4 protein-coding genes are annotated in these 2,695 nt (G+C 59.7%); 1 reads left to right on the top strand and 3 read right to left on the bottom strand.

Features of this window, described 5'->3' with window-relative positions; genetic code table 11:
* Positions 1-263 (bottom strand): hypothetical protein (locus ACH2EH_RS25140; protein WP_395146152.1); only part of this gene is annotated, 263 nt, incomplete at its 3' end.
* A gap of 106 nt (positions 264-369) precedes the next feature.
* Here ACH2EH_RS25140 and ACH2EH_RS25135 point away from each other — a divergent pair.
* Positions 370-1,347: a hypothetical protein gene (locus tag ACH2EH_RS25135; RefSeq protein ID WP_395146150.1), complete on the top strand. Its 978-nt coding sequence runs from the start codon at positions 370-372 to the stop codon at positions 1,345-1,347.
* On the opposite strand, the gene ACH2EH_RS25130 is transcribed toward ACH2EH_RS25135, so the two are convergent.
* A complete protein-coding gene (locus tag ACH2EH_RS25130) occupies positions 1,344-1,943 on the bottom strand; it encodes a hypothetical protein (protein WP_395146148.1) in 600 nt (199 codons plus the stop codon). The two genes, ACH2EH_RS25135 and ACH2EH_RS25130, sit on opposite strands and share 4 nt — an antisense overlap.
* A 9-nt stretch (positions 1,944-1,952) precedes the next feature.
* A partial coding sequence (locus tag ACH2EH_RS25125) for a hypothetical protein (RefSeq protein WP_395146147.1) occupies positions 1,953-2,695 on the bottom strand: 743 nt, incomplete at its 5' end.

The following is a 2,695-nucleotide window of genomic DNA, read 5'->3' as shown; positions in this document are numbered from 1 at the left end:
TGCAGGAGCCGCGCCGGGTCGCCGGAGGCAGGCAGGAGCGATGTGAGCAGGAGTGGGGTGGCGGCGAGATCCACAAAAAGCCACAAAAAGATCACGCTCAGCGAGAAGTGGTGCAGACGGAGCGCAAGCTGTAGGGTAGCGGGAATACTCAGCAAGAGGATCACTGCCGCGCCGAGCAGGGCGGGTTTGCTGTTAAGGTAGCCCCGTAGCGTGAGTTTTGCACTGAGAGCGACAAGCAGACGAAAACGAGCAAGATCAAGCATCAGGTTTTGTACGTCGTGATCAACTCCCTCCGTTCCCAGGCAAAAGTACGTCGCGTTCGGCTCTGGCGCGATTGTTGCACAAGTTATCTCTGTACAGGAGATTTCAATGATGGAACAAATTGGCCTCGGCTTGAAGTCGTTAGCAGTCGTGCGGGTGAGGATCAAGCCCGTTCAAAACCGTCCCCGGCTCGCTCCGGGGCGGTTCCGCAAGGACTCTCACGCTCAATTTTCGGGCACCACTGTCCGTACTGCCACTGCGGAGGAAGCCTATCTCGACCGCCTGCTCGTGGCACGTCTGCTCCTGCCTACCAGCCTACCAGGTATCTACGCACGCGGTGTCGCGTTCACGCAGCTCATGGAGGGGCTGGAGCACCACCTCACGCGCCTTGGGCGCACCGAGGGGACTTTTATACTACGCTGCCCCCCTGTGCTGCCTCGGAGCACGGTGGAGACGTGTGCGCAGCTTCTGGGCTGTCTGTGCTGTTTCACGGAGGGGACGGCGGAGCAGGAGGCGCTGATAGCAGTGGTGGACGTGGGCGAGCTGCCACACCGGGAGATCTCGGATGTCGTGATGGCTCCAGCGGCTTGTTACTATGTCTATCCGTATCTCACGGGGACACTTCCTGCGGCAGGCAAGACGACCGATATTGAGAACTGGTGCTACCGCCATGAGCCGTCGCTAAATCCCCTGCGAATGCGCTCGTTTCGGATGCGTGAGTTCGTCCACGCGGGGACGCCCGAGCAGGCGGTTGGCTTCCGTGATAGAGGGATTGAGCGGGCACAGGAGTTTCTCACAAGCATTGGTTTGAATGCCACGCTCGCCCCCATAGATGCTCAGGCATGTAAGTTCGATCTGCGCATTCCCATTGCCTCCAATGAGCGTCCCACAGCCGTGATATCGTCGAGCTATCACCAGGATCACTTTGGCCGTCTTTTTGAAATTCACACTCCGGATGGTGCTGTTGCGCACACATCCTGCCTCGCTTTTGGCATGGAACGCCTCGCGCTGGCACTGCTCGCGGAGCACGGTCTCCAGCTCAGAAATTGGCCCGCGCCGCTTCAGGAGCTTCTGTCGTTGTGCTAGAGCTTGGGTTTTGGGGGTTTGGGGACGAGCGGGGCTAGAGGAATTTTCAGCACTTTATCCTCGCCTCTGAGTACGATCCCGTCCTCGTGAATCCGCTCCACAAGATAGCGTCCCCCCTGTAGTTTTAGTTTTTGCCCCTGCTCCACAATTTGCACCTCCGAGCGGAGCGGGTTCCCGGACTCCAGAATCGCCACAGGTGCTGTACCGCCCAGCACACAGCCCGCGACTCGGCAGGGGATTCCTTCGATAACCGGGAACCTCGCCCGCTGAAAGATCGCCATGATGTCCTCACTCGGCTCGGGCTTCACCGGGGCGGCGCGAATCGAGGTAATCCCCTCCTCCTGTTTCCACTCCAGAAGCTGTGGAACCAACTGACAGACAACTCCCAGGGTGCGCTCAAAGCTCTGCGCCCGGAGCGTTACTGTCGCAAGGCCCACCACCGCGTTATCGAGGAAGTAGTTGCTCTGCCCAAATCCCTTGAAAATCAGCTCAAAAACACTGCGTAGCGGTGCCTCTATCAGCAAGAGATCCCGTTTGGGAGCAGCCTGCGCCAGAAAGCGAGGGGCCATGAGGCCCAAGAGATTTCGTCGGTTCATAGAACTATTCTACGGCTTAGGGCTCAGCGGTGTGAGTGGCACGAGAAAGCGCCGTGTGCCGTTATTCAAAACGATGCCCTCGCGGGTGATTTTCTCGACACGGAAGCTCTCGTAGGTATCGCCCTCCATCACGATCTGGCGCTTTGTCTGCGGGGGATTTCCGGTCTCTAGCAGCGCCAGGGGTTTCTCGCCCAGCAGCACGGCGGCGACGCGGCGGGGGGCACCAAAGATCACGGGAAGCTGCGCGCGGCCCTGCTGAATATCCTCCAGCGAGACAAAACGTGGTGGAGCAGGCCGCGCCTCTCCACGCCTCTTCACATGCCAGACTCCATTTTCTTTGGTGTAAGTCAAAGGTGTGTTGGCGGATCTCATGAGTAGGGAAATCACAGACGTGCTGGTCTCGCCTGACATATAGCCTTCTAAAGGGCCATCGAACTTGAAGTGCGGTCCGCCGGACTTTAGGATCAGCTCTAGAATGGAAGCGAGGGGAGTGTCGGAAAAGACGGCACGCTCCCCCCCAGGAATCGCCAGAGGAGAGCCGCCGGGGCGTGGGACAAGCCCGGTGAGGGGAATCTCTAGGCGCTGCTTGCCTTCCGTCAGCACTAGTCCGGCTTCGGTGATCGCGCTGACCTGCGCCTCGCCGAAGTGATCGTCTCGGGCCACGACACGAATCTCGGACTGCGGCGGTGAGCCGTGCTCGACAATTGCCAGCGGGCTGCCCTGAGAGCGTAGCGCAACCCCGGCCACACGGC

It is taken from the genome of Armatimonas sp. (assembly GCF_043760365.1).
GTDB lineage: Bacteria > Armatimonadota > Armatimonadia > Armatimonadales > Armatimonadaceae > Armatimonas.
Note: the sequence above shows the minus strand (reverse complement) of the source record. Positions and strands in the feature narration are given on the sequence as shown.

Excerpts from the sequence above, each read along its gene's own strand:
- ACH2EH_RS25135 (WP_395146150.1), top strand. The coding sequence starts at position 370 with ATGATGGAACAAATTGGCCTCGGCTTGAAGTCGTTAGCAGTCGTGCGG.
- ACH2EH_RS25130 (WP_395146148.1), bottom strand. The coding sequence starts at position 1,943 with ATGAACCGACGAAATCTCTTGGGCCTCATGGCCCCTCGCTTTCTGGCG.